General features: G+C 40.7%; 10 protein-coding genes. 2 read left to right on the top strand and 8 right to left on the bottom strand.

The genetic code is table 11. The features are described 5' to 3' along the window. Positions 1–107 precede the first annotated feature (107 nt). Positions 108–737 (top strand): DedA family protein, encoded by a 630-nt coding sequence (locus tag ACM0OP_RS14750; RefSeq protein ID WP_414529177.1) that lies wholly within the window; start codon positions 108–110, stop codon positions 735–737. A gap of 195 nt (positions 738–932) precedes the next feature. Here ACM0OP_RS14750 and ACM0OP_RS14745 read toward each other — a convergent pair whose 3' ends face one another. The 7 genes from ACM0OP_RS14745 to ACM0OP_RS14715 all read right to left on the bottom strand — a co-directional run bounded on the left by ACM0OP_RS14745 (position 933) and on the right by ACM0OP_RS14715 (position 12,284). Beyond that, on the bottom strand, positions 933–2,135 hold the full coding sequence (locus ACM0OP_RS14745; protein WP_414529176.1) for an argininosuccinate synthase: 1,203 nt from the start codon (positions 2,133–2,135) through the stop codon (positions 933–935). Positions 2,136–2,264: 129 nt separating this feature from the next. Next, positions 2,265–4,604 (bottom strand): hypothetical protein, encoded by a 2,340-nt coding sequence (locus tag ACM0OP_RS14740; RefSeq protein ID WP_414529175.1) that lies wholly within the window; start codon positions 4,602–4,604, stop codon positions 2,265–2,267. Between the two features lie 211 nt (positions 4,605–4,815). Continuing rightward, positions 4,816–5,238, bottom strand: coding sequence for a hypothetical protein (locus ACM0OP_RS14735; protein WP_414529173.1), 423 nt, complete (start codon positions 5,236–5,238; stop codon positions 4,816–4,818). A gap of 677 nt (positions 5,239–5,915) precedes the next feature. Continuing rightward, positions 5,916–6,362 (bottom strand): carboxypeptidase-like regulatory domain-containing protein, encoded by a 447-nt coding sequence (locus tag ACM0OP_RS14730; RefSeq protein ID WP_414529172.1) that lies wholly within the window; start codon positions 6,360–6,362, stop codon positions 5,916–5,918. A gap of 98 nt (positions 6,363–6,460) precedes the next feature. Continuing rightward, on the bottom strand, positions 6,461–8,533 hold the full coding sequence (locus ACM0OP_RS14725) for an alkaline phosphatase (RefSeq protein WP_414529171.1): 2,073 nt from the start codon (positions 8,531–8,533) through the stop codon (positions 6,461–6,463). Positions 8,534–8,706: 173 nt separating this feature from the next. After that, positions 8,707–9,690: a cation diffusion facilitator family transporter gene (locus ACM0OP_RS14720; protein WP_414529170.1), complete on the bottom strand. Its 984-nt coding sequence runs from the start codon at positions 9,688–9,690 to the stop codon at positions 8,707–8,709. Between the two features lie 389 nt (positions 9,691–10,079). Next, the gene (locus ACM0OP_RS14715; protein WP_414529169.1) at positions 10,080–12,284 is read right to left on the bottom strand and encodes a PhoX family protein; all 2,205 of its coding nucleotides are present in this window, start codon (positions 12,282–12,284) and stop codon (positions 10,080–10,082) included. Positions 12,285–12,641: 357 nt separating this feature from the next. Here ACM0OP_RS14715 and ACM0OP_RS14710 point away from each other — a divergent pair, with 357 nt between their 5' ends. Next, positions 12,642–13,607 carry a glycosyltransferase family 2 protein gene (locus tag ACM0OP_RS14710; protein ID WP_414529168.1) on the top strand — a complete coding sequence of 322 codons (966 nt, stop codon included), beginning with the start codon at positions 12,642–12,644 and terminating at the stop codon, positions 13,605–13,607. Here the strand turns inward: ACM0OP_RS14710 and ACM0OP_RS14705 are convergent, their stop codons facing one another. Next, positions 13,608–15,080 (bottom strand): sensor histidine kinase, encoded by a 1,473-nt coding sequence (locus ACM0OP_RS14705; RefSeq protein ID WP_414529167.1) that lies wholly within the window; start codon positions 15,078–15,080, stop codon positions 13,608–13,610. Positions 15,081–15,144 lie beyond the last annotated feature (64 nt).

Raw genomic sequence — 15,144 nt, 5'->3', positions numbered from 1 at the left:
CACCCTGCACCCCTGCACTCCCTTGAGGGGATTGATTGACACGCCACCTATAGAAGAGCCAAGATATAAATAAGAAAGGTAAAAAATTGTAAACGCGGTGGTGCGGGATGTCTCTTGAGTTTATTTCCCTAGAAAACATCCAGGAATTTGCCCACCAGTATGGTTACTGGGCGATTTTTCTGGGAATTTTGCTAGAAAATTTGGGCATTCCCCTTCCTGGTGAAACCGTGACCCTAGTGGGCGGATTTCTCGCTGGTAGTGAGGAACTGAATTATTGGTTAGTTCTCAGTGATGCTATTGTGGGTGCTGTCATTGGTGGTGCTTGCGGCTATTGGATTGGTAAAGTTGGTGGTTGGCCGTTTCTGGTGAAAATAGGTAAACTGTTTCGGATCTCCGACGAGCGATTGTTAAGTATTAAACAACAATTTAGTGAAAACGCCACTAAAGCTGTATTTTTTGGGCGATTTTTTGCCTTGCTACGAATTTTTGCGGCTCCCCTAGCTGGTATAGCTGAAATGCCCTTCGGCAAATTCTTTTTATATAACTTAGCAGGAGCCACAACCTGGGCTAGTGTGATGGTAACTTTAGCTTTCTTTGCTGGTAAAGTTATTTCCCTAGAACAGTTAGTTACTTGGGTGAGTCAATTTGCGATCGCAGCTTTACTCATTCTCGTAGCGGTAATTGCCATAACCATCTGGTTAGAATCCCGCCAAGTCAAGAAAGTCACAGGGGAGTGAGAAGAGGCAGGGGGGTGTGGAAAGTGTGGGAAGTGTGGGAAGTGTGGGAGCAGAGAAGAGGCAGGGGGCAGGGTGCAGGGGGCAGGGTGAAAGATTTTTAATACCCAATCCCCAATACCCAATCCCCAATACCCAGTCCCCAATCCCCAATCCCCAGTCCCCAATCCCCAATCCCCAGTCCCCAATCCCCAATCCCTAACCCCTAACTTGCTGCGCCCAAATGCGAGTGGGTAAACCCCAAACGTAAATAAAGCCTTCAGCAGCTTTGTGGTCAAATTGGTCTTCAGATCCATAGGTGGCTAAGTCTGGACTATAAAGTGAACTATCACTCCAGCGTCCAACTATAGTGGCGTTACCTTTAAAAAGTTTCAGCCGTACAGTTCCTACAACTCGTTCTTGTGTCTTTTGAATAAAGGCATCTAAGGCACTTTTCAGTGGGCTGTACCAAAGACCGTTATAAACTATTTGAGTGTAAGTTTCTTCAATACCTCGTTTGTAATGGCTGACATCTGCGGTCAAAGTCAGACTTTCTAAATCTCGGTGTGCTTGAATCAGAACTAACATCGCCGGTGATTCGTAAATTTCCCGCGATTTAATCCCTACTAAGCGGTTCTCAATCATATCAATCCGGCCGATACCATGATTGCCTACAACTTTATTAAGTTGTTCAATTAGATCAACCGGATTTTTCGCTGTCCCGTTGAGACTGGTGGGAATACCGCGAGTAAAACCAATTTCAATATACTCTGGTTCATTAGGCGTATTAGCGATCGCCTGAGTCATTTCATAAATTTCTTCCAGTGGTTCAACAGCCGGATCTTCTAGTATCCCCGCTTCAATACTACGACCAAGTAAATTTTTATCAATACTGTAAGGAGAAGACTTTTTCACCGGTGAGGGGATACCAAATTTTTCACCATAAGCAATGGTTTCCTCACGACTCATTCCCCATTCTCTAGCCGGTGCGAGAATCTTCAAATTGGGATTTAGCGCCGCACAAGCCACGTCAAAACGAACCTGATCATTACCTTTACCAGTGCAACCGTGGGCGATCGCATCAGCACCGTATTTCTCAGCAGCTTCCACTAATATCTTAGCAATGAGCGGACGAGCCAGGGCAGTCCCTAAAGGATAACGATTTTCGTATAAAGCATTGGCTTGAATCGCTGCAAAAGCATAATCTTTAATGAAACTCTCTTTGACATCAGCCACTAACGACTGACTCGCACCCGATTTCAGCGCCTTTTCTCGAACTGGTTCCAATTCATCTCCCTGACCTAAATCTGCGGCGAGAGTAATCACCTCTTCCACACCCCACTCATTTTTCAGGTAGGGGATACAAACAGAAGTATCAACACCCCCAGAATATGCCAAGACAACCTTTTTAGCGCGACCCATTGGTTTCTCCAGTTAGGAAAACAAATAATGAGTAATCATTATAAGGTATCAAACTCATATCTAACTTGTTTAAAATTCGGGCATCACAGAAAAATATTTTCCTCTCATCCTCACTCCCCACTCCCCACCTCAAAAATTCCCCCGCAAAAACACCGTAAATACATTCTCATTAGTTTTCAACTCTAGATTAGGGTTATTTCTGCCATAGTCATACTGATTATTTCGCCAAGATAGGTTGAGTGTCGGACTATTCTGATTTGTACCCAGTCGTAACTGCGCTCCCGCACCATAGAGAGAACGGGCTGAATTTTCATTGATGGGATTATAGTATGCTGATAACGAAAAATTATTGCTAAATTGAATCCCCACACTTGTTACCAGAGTATTTTGAATTGCATCTGGCAAAATATCCCCAAAATAATTAGTTACACCAAACCAAACATTCCCTAAATTCACTCTCCCTCTCAATGTAATGGAGTTCACAAAGTCATTAGAGCGAGTTTCTCTATCAAAAGCATAATTAACTCCAGTGGATAGAACTAAACTATTATTCCCACTGAAGGTAAAACGTTTTCCTACACTACCTGTAACTTGGCTGTAATAGTCAACATCTGGATTTACATAGCCAATTACACCACCAGAAAAATTCCATCCATTGGCAGTATTTCTCGTAAAATCTAAGCCACCATAAGCCTTAATTGACTCTGCACTAATCACACCTGTGTAATATCTTAAAGCTTGCCGTGTCCCTGTTATATTTCCTGTAAAACTGAGATGTGGTACATATTCTGTTTCTTCCCTATATCTATTCGATGACACATTATTCACTTCTTGATTAAAAATTGTCACATAAACTTGAGTATAATAATTATCTAAATTGGCAGTAGAAAATTCTTGATTATTAATCAGAGAAATGAAACTGATATCAGAATCAAATCCCCCTTCTCCACCACCAGAGGATAAAACTGTGCGCGGGCTAATTTCTTGAAAACTAGTAATAAAATTCGATGTGCGTTTAACAATAGGTGATGCACCCAACCAAATCCCATTAAATGTTGCAGCAGGTACTTCACTTAAATTGGTCGCTTGGGGCGGGACACTTTCGGCTCTAGCTATTCCCCCATGATAAGCAGTTAAACTATTAGCAGGAAGTCGGGCATTATTAGCAGCTAAAAACAAATTATTGTTAACATTGGAATTGACCCGGTTTTCCGAACTAGCAATATTAGGTACAATATCAGGCAGTAAATTATAACCTAGTTGTAAGGCTGTATTCAGTAAAGTATTGTCATCATTTAAAATGAAACTAAATCCCCGTATTGTCCTACCCATAACAGCTTCACGGTCATTCACTTTGACAATTTGTCTGACTCTAGAATAGGTAGCTACAGGTGTATTATTGATTTCTTCTCTTCTGTCAATCGATAAATCATCTCCTGTACTGTTCCCCACAAATGAACCCGTATTAGGTAAAAATAAATCTATGCCAATTTCTTCACCATTAACAGCACCAGATTGAAACCCTGGTTGGCTAATTGCTGCTAGTGTTTCTGGTTCTACGACATCACCTACTGTTGTAGTTTGAGTAATTCGATTGGGTGTTAAAGTATCAGCGTTAATATCAGCAGATCGTAATCCAGGAGTATATGTACATATTTGATCCGGGTTACTTCCAGGTAAAATACATGAACCTGTGATGCTTAATTGCAGTTCTGTACCTAATATAGTCCGAGGTTCTCTGAGATTCACGTTAATTTCTCGGCTTTGTCTCACCGTTCGCAGTTGCAAATATTCTCCACTTTGATCTACGGTAAAAATATTATTGGTTGTCAAGTTTTCTTGAACTTCTCCCCTTAATTTGACGATGGTGTTAATATCAAAACTTGTATTTTGATTATTACCAAAACTAGAACCTACGCCGAATTGTCTTGTGGTTAAATGATTAATTAATATACCATTTAGAGGTATAGTAGTTGTGCGGGGCTGAATCTTTTCTTCATCAGCAACTCTGGGAGGGATAATATATTTTTGTTCAGATGCGACTATCTTGGGATTAGGTTGCAATTGATCCACTCCAGTTGCTGTATCTGCTGAGGGATTTAATGGAGCTATTTCTTGACTATTCGAGGATGTTTGACAATACTTAATTTCAGAGTCAGTTTTGGCTAAATCCCTGACTTGATTAAATTCTGGTTTTTCACTATTGCTGGGAGGACAAGGGGGAATTTGAGTATTAGTTTTTGCTAGTTCTGTTACTTGTGTTTTCTGAATAAAATTATCTGAAAATATCCCTAAATATTTAAGATTAGCAATTAAGTTAAAATTATATTCGGAACTTATAGATGATTCTATTTCAGTTTCTAATATGTTTGCAGATATCTCAGCACTAGCAGTTTTAGTAAAAAATATTGTAGATGAACTAAATAACAATACAAATGGCAACTTTAATCTTTTGTCCAGCGAAATCATTTATTCTCTATTCCCTATTCCCTGTTCTCTGCCATATAATGGGCTAGAGACACGAATTTAGCGCGTGTCCCTAACTGATAAAAAGGAAAAATTTAGGGTTGAGAGAATTTGAAGAAGATATCAGTATAATTCCTGATATTGGTTCTTTTCGATTCTTAATGCCCTAATTCTTATTTTGATTTCTCAAGTAAATTACTAGCAATTCGACAAATTAGAATCCAGTTTCAAGAGATCCGATGGGGGTTTCGGTGAAGGTAGCAATGGAGTTAGCTTGGCTAGTACCTAAAGCGGTGTCTGCACTACCTTCAAGAGTAACACTGTTGAAGACTTCGGTTTCAGAACTGTCTAAGCCGACGAAGGAGAAAAATACGTTGTCGCTGATTAATTGGATGACACCAGCGCTACCCAAGGCGGAAGCTGAGACGATACCAAAGTTACCTGTGGCTGTAGCAGCTGCATCGTTTTTGCCTACAGCACCAGCAGCTGCCATTTCAGTTACTAAACCGTCAGTGTCTAGTGTAGCTGCTACAGCTCCAGCAGCGCCGCCTTCACCAGCAGAAGCTACAGAACTAAAGCCAAATACACTAGCGGAAACTGCAACTAAGGCGATCGCTACTTTTTTGTTGAATTTCATTGACTTATATTCCTGTTATTGAAACTTTAATGTGCTGGAAGTTTACGCATTTTATCGGTGTGCTGTGGGAATTTTGACTCTTTCATTTGCTGATAGTGTAAGTGATTATATTAACCCTAACCTCTGCAATTCAAGGTGTGCTTACTCTCCAGTTTCTCAAGTGAAAGAACATGATATATCAGCACACTTTAGTATAAGTTTAGGTTAAAACCTAAATGCGTAAATTTTACAACAGAGTCATATTACTTAAAAACAATTACTTAGTCAAGTAGTTAATTTTAATTGGCAATTATTTCTTTAATTAGTATATTTTAAACTTAAATTAACCTGTTCTTAAATATAAATACCGTAACTACTTTCATATAAAACTACTATTTGATTATTGTTGGCGTAGCCTGCGCTTTGCGCTTACAAACAGGTAGGGTGTGTATAGACCAAGGGGCATGGCTGACGCTATAGCGAGGAGAGTACGGCACCAAAAGCCTTAATAATGGTGCGTTATGGATTTCATCCTAACGAACTCTACGATACTCCCCAGCTATATTTGCTGTTAATTCAAGTTTATTCCCAACTCCTTATTTTCATATAGATAGAAAATTATATCCCCGACTTCTGGAAGAAATCGGAGATATTTAGGGGCGTAACTTATTTAAGATTGCTATAGCTAATTAAAGCATTTAGTAATCAATTTCTTTGAGGTTATGTTCTTCATCCATTGCGACATCTAAGAATGTACCTGTTTTGCCATGAACTTCTGTTCTAAAGCTGTATTCTTTCTTGTCGTAGGGTAATTTTACTTTGAGAACATAGTTAGCCTCTGGTAAGTTCTTAAACCAAAAGTTACCTTTTTCATCAGTCCGAGTTGTTTGGTTGGGAAGGGTATTAATGGTGACTTTGGCATTATTTACTAAATCTGCTCCTGGTACACCGTTCCATTTGTGTGTGTCAGCAACTTGACCATAAATTATGCTATCCCCTTGGGGTGAGTTCCAGAAACCCATAGCAGGCTGCTGAATAGCGATCGCACCGATTGTAGTAGATAAGACTAACAAGCCAGTGAGGAATCGTCGCATTTGCTTGGCGCGAAGGCTCCAAAAGTTGGGCTGAAGTTTGAGTTTCAACATATTTGCCACCTACTAATGAATAATTAAGTTTGAGTATTCTGCAATCAGTGGAAAGCTCAACTCTCCACTGATGACAATTAATTGATGAGGATGTGAGATTATCGCACGGGACGCACGGGACGCTCTGGACGTGCTGGACGCACTGGACGTGTAGGAGGTTGTGGCGCTGGTCTGACTTCGGTTAACAACTGAGCTAAGTTATTGCGATCGCGTACACCAGAAATTGCGGCCGCCATCCGTTGGAATACTTGAATATTGTCAATCGTACCGTTGAATAAAGTGCTACCTGGGCCTTCAGCTGCGATCGCCACATCATCAGCAGTGTGGTTAGCAACTGTAGTGGAACGTTGCAAATCAGCAGTTAACAACAATCCATCGGGATCACGTTGGGGATTGACTTCAGTCCCATCATTACCTGCTACTGGCGCTCTGTTGAAGTCGTCAGTTAAGAAATCAGTCCGTAATACTGGACGAGCCGAAACACCGATGGCTAATTTACTAGAAGGAGTTGCATCATCGGGGAAACCATTACGGTCAGCATCAACATAGGTAGTAAAACCAGCACCACCGAAGGAACGCATCGCATCTCTGAGGTCAACTCGACCTTCACGGATACCAACGCTATCGACAGTACCACCAACGGTTTGACCTTGAGCATGGTCAGAAGTCACAATTAACAGGGTATTACCAGAGCGTCTGGCGTATTCTCGCGCAGCACCAACTGCTTGATCAAGTGCCAATACTTCGTAAATTGTCCGGTCAGTATCTAGAGGATGGGCTAACTTATCACTTTGAGAAGATTCTACAAGCAAGATCCAGCCTTCAGGATGTACCTGATCTAAAACTGCGATCGCCTTTTGTTCCATTTCCTTCAATGTGGGAATGGTGGCAAATTCTGGGGGAATAGGAGGATCAAGCTCATTAGCACCACGTCCCTCAATGGTGGCTCGACCTCTAGAAATCAACAAATCCAATTCAGAGGGGATATTTAAAGCTCCCAAAGCTGAACCTGGACGGAAATCTCCTAAAAATAGTCCCAATATAGGACGGTTATTAGGAGCGCTATTCATTTCATTTAAATTTTTGACTACGCTGTAGCCTAAGTTTTCCGCAACTACGCTGAGGTCTTGGTCATCTCCACCTGAGCGAGCGCGAGATACAGTATCTCTAAACTCAGCAATCCGTGATGCAGGTATATAGTCCCGTGCGCCTGGCCCTAAGATCACATCCACAGGCTGAGATAATTCTTCCCAACTTTGATAGCCAGTAGCCGGTAGAGTGAAATTATCATCAAACAAGTCTAAATAAGTTTGAGCAATCTCTAAAGCCCGACCACGAGCAATAATGTTAGTACCAAAGGCTCCCGGTGTAGCATCAGTAGTATAAGCAGTAGTAGCTAAACCAATACCCCAATTAAACTTGCGCTTCATGTACTGTGGTAAAGTTTCCACACGGGGATTATCCAAGGGATTCCCTGGTGTGTTGTCAGGAACCGCGTTCATGGCGTTATTGATGGTTTTAACACCGGAAGCCCAAGCCGCAGCAGTGTTAGCAGAGTCAGGAATAATACTATCCAAAGAGTGGGTAGACATTAAACCCAATTCTGGCATTTTCTCAATTTGCAAATAGTCAGCAGGTTGACCATCTTTAACACCGTATTCCATAATCCGCGCCGCAGTCCGCAGGGGAACTCCCATACCATCACCGACATGGACGATGATTCGACTAACTTCACCGGAGCGTTGGAAGCGCTGTACTTTGTAGCTATTGCGTGCTACAACGTTTCTCCCATCAATATTGACTCTGGCCTCTACTTCGTAAGTACCAGGGGTTTCAAATGAGTAGTTACGCAGTGTTTGACCAAAAAGTGCTGCATTGCTTGGTTTACCGATTTCGATTTCACCACCGGGTAATTGCAGCTGTTGGTTGATACCTTCTCTAAATGTATTGGTGAAGTCTACCCCATTGATTCTGAGAGAAGTTAAGGTGGGTTCTTGACCAGATTCCGCCGGGAATGTAGTTTCTACCCGTAAGTCAAAACGTTGGTCTGTCAAGAGAGTAGAATTATTGGTAGGCCAAATTCTCACTTCATCTTGCAGATTATTAAAGGTTTGAGAATAAGCCGGAACTGTTGTTCCTAACCAGCAAGATAGCACTAATACCAGTGACATTCCTCCTGCTTGTAATCGAGTCCAAACAGACCCGAATCTGGAAATATCTTTCATCGATTAACAGACCTCATAGTAAGTAAAAACCAATTGATAAATTGGTGATAATATGCTTTGACAATTTAAAAGCCAATAAGCATCATGTTTAAAATCGAATTTAAAGGAGAAATTTATATTTAATTAGATTTATTCGCCGCTAACATCAGTGATAAATCTTGGCTAAACAATGGATGTAGGGGAAGTTTTCTAGGTTTGGTTGGGCTAGTTAATTGCAAAGTTATTTCCGTGATTTTAAAAGTTTCTTGGAGGTGAATTTGCAATTTATTAATTAGGCGATCGCGCTCTTGATTTGTCGCACATTCTACAGTCAGGTTGGCACACAGCATCACTTTATTGCTGTTAATTGTCCAGATATGCAGTTTTTCCACTTCTACAACACCGGGAAAAGACTTAATTAATTTTTCTACTTCCACCGGGTCAATTGTTTTGGGTGCATATTCCAGAAAAATCTTGATGCTTTCTTTAACTAAAGGTAATGCACTCACACCAGTCAAAATTGCCACTACTAAACTAATAGCCACATCAGCCCACCACCAATTCCACAAATGAATCATCACAGCCGCCACAATTACACCCACAGAACTAGCAGTATCAGCGATTATATGAAGCAACGCTCCCCGCAAATTCAAATCATTATGAGAATGGGGATGTAGCAAGCTAATATTTAGTAAATTGATAATTAAACCAATAACTGCAACTACTAACATTGGCAAGCCCAGAATCGCCCCAGGATGTTGCCAGCGCTGGATTGCTTCCCAAGTTATAAAAGTAGCGATCGCCAGTAAACTCAACCCATTTAACAAAGCCGCTAAAACTTCAACCCGTTGATAACCAAAAGTAGCTTTTCCCGTAGCTGGTTGCTGTGCCAAATAACTCGCCAAAAGCGATATTACCAAAGCTGCAACATCAGAAAACATATGTCCTGCATCAGCTTGTAAAGATAAGCTTCTACTCCACAAACCTACAGTCCACTCAACCACAAAAAAACCACTCAGCAAAGCTGCTGTTATCCACAAAAGTTTAGTTTTTTGCTGAAATTGTGGCATTTCTTGATCATCATCTGCACACCCGCATTTACACCACTCCAGTGAGAGCATCATTCACAACCAAATTATTACCAATCACAGCAAAATTCACTCATCCGCATCCATAGCGGTAAGCTCAAAATTCCCATATAAGATGGAAACATTAGTCCTCAAATACAATCTTTTCCACCGCAACAGGATATATATTTATCCGAGACTTTTTGAGAAAAATAAATCAACTATTTTTTTGAGAAAAATCCTAAAATTTTAAAGCAAGAACTTTTGAACATCAGTACAGATATAACAATAGTATGAACTTACCATTTGTTAATTTAAGAACAGGTAAAATTAAGAACAAAATATATAAACAGTTGTTAAAATCACCTAAAAAAAATCCCCGGTTTCCGTAAAAACTCAGGGATTTAAACATTAAACTATTACTCAACTAAAACTCCATTAAAGATTTAAGCACCAATAATACCACCATCATCACGGGTGATCACCACAGTTGCAGAACGAGGACGACCAGAAGGACCATAACCTTGACTATGTGGCCAGTCACTGTTGCTGTTAGGATTAGCAACACTTCCGCGAGAACCTGGATGCTGAATGTTAACAAACATGGTTTTACCATCGGGTGTAGTAATCACACCAGTCACTTCACAATCTGTAGGGCTGCTCAGGAAGAGCTTTACTTCTCTGGGATCATTAGGATTAGCACAAACCATTGAGTTACTACCGATGTTGATATAGTCACCAGTCCCAGTCCCAGCGTGGTCAGTTTGAATCCACAGACGACCGTAGTAGTCGAACCACAAACCATCGGGTGAGCCGAAGTCGTCACCATTGATGTTACCTTGGCGAATTGGGTCGGGATTTTGCTTATCGCCATTCAAAATATAAATATCCCAATTGAAGGTAGTAGCTGTAACACTGCGTCCAGTTTCCCGCCAACGGATAACGTGACCATAAGAGTTATTAGGACGTGGGTTAGCAGCATCAACGGGAGGACGCGCACTACCAGCAGGATTAATACCTCCGGGGACATTCGCAGAAGCAGGTTCTGTGCCACGACGACTGTTGTTGGTCAAGGTGCAGTAGATTTCAAGTTCATTAAATCCGCCAATGCGAGGACGAACACCAAGCCACTCTGGGCGGTCCATCATAGTTGCACCCACTCTGTCCGCAGCCTGTCTGGTTTTAATCAGCACTTCCGCTTGACTATTAAATCCGTTCTCTGGTGTTAAACCCCGTTGACCGTAAACCAAAGGTAGCCATTCACCACTGCCATTATCATTGAATTTGGCAACATAGAGAGTACCGTGGTCAAGCAAGTCACGGTTAGCAGTCCGAACTTGTGTATTGTATTGCTTAGAGCAAACGAACTTATAGATATACTCGTTTACGTTGTCGTCACCCTGATAGAAAGCCAAATTGTTGTTATCGTCTACAACATATTGAGCGCTCTCGTGTCGGAATCGACCCATAGAGGTGCGTTTCACAGGTGTGCTGTTGGGATCATAAGGATCAATCTCCACTACCCAACCAAATAAATGGGGTTCCAGGGGATTGTCAAAAGCATCAAAACGTGGGTCAACCACAGGCCAACGATAATTGTTAGAGGCTGCGGGAATACCGTATCGTTTTTGGTCATTAATGATATCAGCTTTTTTCCCTTCCAGACCTAGACTAGCAAGTACGTTGTTATTCACATCATCTTCTTGCTGGTTAGTAAATGTCCGGTTAGCAAAATAACTTTGGAAATTCTCTTCACAGGTGAGGTAAGTACCCCAGGGAGTTACACCGTGGGCGCAGTTGTTGAGAGTACCATAGGCAGTGTAGCCATCATTAGTACCAATTTCAAATGATCCATTAGGTTGAATAGAAAATTTCTTAGATTTCATCAACGCATCACCAGCCGCAGGGCCAGAAACGCGCATTTCTGTGTTACCAGTAATCCGGCGACCATAACGAGAATTGCGATCAACACTCCAGTTATTACCAAATCTGTCTTTGGCTATCTCTAGAACAGACATACCATGAGCAGCCTGAGACTTTCTGGCTTTCTCAATAGTCATCTGGTCGTTACTTGTATTACCACCGGTATGAAGGAAAGCTTCTTGGGTATACTCATGGTTAACACAAAGTATTCCCCGATTGTTATATGCGCGACCTTCAACAGGTACTGGTAAACCTGCTGTCCGGTTGAGATAGGCTCGTCCGGGTAGCGGGAATAAGTGCATACCATCGTGGTTCATTCCCATTTGCTTTTCTTGTGCTGCTGCATCCTGGGAAGCATCTGGGAACCAGTCTGGCGCACCAGGCATAATGGGATCACCCCAAGCAACTAAAACTCTGGCTGTGTAACCTCTAGGAACGGTGACAAGATCCTTTTCCAATAGTCCTGTTGCTGGGTTGAGCAGATTTGGCTCAATGCTCTCGAAACCCATACCAGGAAAGCCAAGTCCTGGTGGAACTGGTGCTGCTTCTACAGTTTGCAGAAAACTTCCAAGAGAAATATCACCTAAAACAGTTAGGGCTGATGTACCTACAGCTGTCATTACAAAGCGACGACGTTTGAGAGTAGCACGACCAATCACGTCCAGGATTGACTCGTTACCAGATGGATTGATAGTTATATTATTCTTTGGGTGAAGATGACCTTTCATTTATTAGGTACTCCGTTTAGTGCTTATACAGTTTGTGTTGACTTAACTTCTTACTAGTAGGAGCGGTTTGTTCAAGCAACAGGCTAATAAATTAGAGAAATTTCTCTCATCTTTACCTGCACTTAATCACAGATATCAACTGATTTGCTACTCGTCCAGGTAAGACTTATTGAGTCAAGTACAACTTAATCAACAAGTATTAACAACAGGTTATATATTGGTTAATTTAAATTTATAAACCTGTATTTTTTCAGACTGATATTATTGTTTAATAGAAATATATATCAATTAGCTTCTATCTCCCCACACCTCCCACACAAGGAACAGTGTTCATGACTCTGTTGTCCTATGCTGGAGATGGGTAATATTCTTGTGGGTGAGACTGTGTTTTTTAGCGTTGTTATACCGACTTATAATCGCCAGCCGATTTTAGAAAAGTGCCTCCGGGCTTTAGAGGTGCAGGAATTGAGTGCATCCAGTTCTGTAACCAATTACGAAATTGTTTTAGTAGATGATGGCTCTACCGATGGCACATTGGAATGGTTAGCCGCACATCAAGCCGAATTTCCCCACGTGCAGTGTTTTGAACAAAACCACGCTGGGCCTGCTGCGGCGCGTAATTTGGGAGTGAAAAAGGCACTAGGGGACACAATTATTTTTATTGATAGTGATTTAGTCGTATTGCCAAATTTTCTCCAAGCTCACGCAAATGCACTATTACAGGGGCGGGAAAAGTTAAAGAGTGATCGCTTTTTCACTTATGGTGCAGTAATTAATACCTGCAATTTCGAGCATCCCACGGCAGAACCCTATAAAATCACGGATTTTTCCGCAGCTTTTTTCGCCACTGGTAACGTCGCCATTCCTAAACATTGGCTAGAGAAAGCGGGACTTTTTGATAATAGTTTTCAACTTTATGGTTGGGAAGATTTAGAATTAGGTGTGAGACTGAAAAAATTAGGACTACAACTAATTAAATGTCCAGAAGCCGTTGGTTATCACTGGCATCCACCATTTAATTTACAGCAAATTCCCCGTTTAATTGACCAAGAAATTCAAAGGGGACGCATGGGAGTTTTATTCTATCAAAAACATCCCACTTGGGAAGTCCGGATGATGATTCAAATGACTTGGTTACATCGTTTACTTTGGGGGATACTGTCACTGAATGGCACACTCAATGAGCGGACAATGGCTCCTTTATTGCAATGGTTAATTAATTTAGGTAAACCACAGTTAGCCTTAGAAGTTGCCCGAATTTTCCTCAATTGGTATAACGTCAAGGGAGTTTACACGGCTTATGCTGAAATGGAAAATAAATAACTATTTTGAATTAACTTTTACGGGAATCTCAATAAAAAACTCAGTTCCATTACCTAATTTGGTTTTATACTTGAGATTACCACCATGTTTTTTCACAATGATTTGATAGCTGATTGATAGCCCCAAACCTGTGCCTTTACCTATGGCTTTGGTGGTGAAAAATGGATCAAATATGCGTTTTTGGATTGCTTCGGGAATGCCTATGCCATTATCATAAATTCTTACCAAAGTATAATTTTCACGAGAAATTTCAGTGCGAATCCGAATTTTGGGTTTGACATCTGGTAATTTTTGATGATGAATTTCATCTGGCTGAGAGTTAATATTATTTGAATTGGCTACCCTTAAATGAACTAAGGCATCAATAGCATTATTTAAAATATTCATGAATGTTTGATTTAATTCTGCCGGATAGCATTCTATTTCGGGAAGATTACCATATTCTTTGATAATTTGGATTTCTTGATATATTGTTGTAGCATTCAATCTATGCTGCAAAATTAATAGTGTATTATCAATGCCTTCATGAATATCAACAATTTTTTTTTCTGATTCGTCTAACCGAGCAAAGTTACGCAAAGATACAATTATTTTTGTGATGCGGTTACTACCCATTTCCATAGAAGCAAAAATCTTGGGTAAATCTTTGATCAAAAATTGCATATCTATGGTATCTGCTTGAGCTTTAATTTCTGGATGGGGATGGGGATAGTGTTTTTGGTAAAGAGATAGTAAGTGAACGAGTTCTTGAAATGTAGTTTTGAGATAACCAAGATTAGCATGAATAAAGTTAACGGGATTATTGATTTCATGAGCTATACCACCTACCATGTTACCTAGTGAGGACATTTTTTCACGGAGAATTAGTTGGACTTGAGTTTGTCGTAACTTATCGACAAGTTTAGTCAGTTGTTTATTAGTGCCATGTAGGTTTTTTTCTGTCTCTTGAAGCTGGGTAACATTTCGTGTGAGTTTTTCTAGATTAATTTTCAGTTCTAATTGGCTAATTACTTGACGACTTAAGGCAGATAATGCTTGTTTTTGTTCTGAACTTAGTTCTCTGGGTATACGATCAATTACACATAAAGAGCCAATAGCAAAACCATCAGGTGTAACTAGAGGTGCGCCTGCATAAAATCGAATATTGGGGTCAGATATGACTAAGGGATTATTCGCAAATCTCTCATCTTGCAAGGCATTGCTTACAATTAGTAAGTCTTCTGGTTTCTGGATAGTGTGGGCGCAAAATGCTTGATCTCTAGGCGTTTCTGTGGCTTCTAAACCAACTTTTGATTTAAACCATTGCCGATTTTGATCTACCAGGCTGATTAAAGCAATGGGAGTACCGCAAATATAAGCTGCTAAAGCTGTTAAATCATCAAATGCTTGTTCAGAATCTGTATCGAGAATTGTGTAATTTAAAAGCGCCTGAAGTCTATCTTGTTCATTTTGGGTTGTCGGTGAATTTTCCATTTTTTCCGTTTATATTGAATCCCCAATTGCAAGTAAAAAAAAAGAGGTGCGATCGCACCTCCCA

Origin of the sequence: Nodularia chucula CCY0103 (assembly GCF_963923915.1) — a bacterium.
GTDB lineage: Bacteria > Cyanobacteriota > Cyanobacteriia > Cyanobacteriales > Nostocaceae > Nodularia > Nodularia chucula.
Note: the sequence above shows the minus strand (reverse complement) of the source record. Positions and strands in the feature narration are given on the sequence as shown.